The organism is Mesorhizobium sp. M8A.F.Ca.ET.161.01.1.1 (assembly GCF_004792105.1).
In the GTDB taxonomy this organism is placed as follows: domain Bacteria; phylum Pseudomonadota; class Alphaproteobacteria; order Rhizobiales; family Rhizobiaceae; genus Mesorhizobium.
This window is the reverse complement of record NZ_SRTD01000288.1, coordinates 1-327: the sequence shown is the minus strand read 5'-3', so window position 1 is coordinate 327 and position 327 is coordinate 1. Positions and strand designations below refer to the sequence as shown.

The window sequence follows — 327 nt, the reverse complement described above, 5'->3', positions numbered from 1 at the left end:
TATTGGTCTGCCTGCGGCAGCCTGCGCGCCTGCGCCAGAATAAGGCCCAGAGCAAGATCCGCGACATCGGCCGTCAACACGTCAGGCGTATTGGAAACACGAAAGCCGCGCCGCTTCGCTTCAGCCAGATCGACCTTGTCGAAGCCGACGCCGTTGATGGCAACGATTTCAAGTTTTGGTAACGCTGCACCAATATCAGCCGGCAGGCCGATATGACCGCCGGTGACGACGCCGCGGATCGCGCCGCCTTTTTCAGCAAGGAAGGCGGCCCTGTCTGACACTTCGAACAGGCGATGCACGGTGAAGCGCTGCGCAAGTTCTTCCTCC

At 60.6% G+C, this 327-nt stretch carries 1 pseudogene; it reads right to left on the bottom strand.

From position 1 onward, the window contains the following. A pseudogene (locus EN804_RS35750) lies at positions 1–327 on the bottom strand (2-hydroxyacid dehydrogenase); the annotation flags it as partial.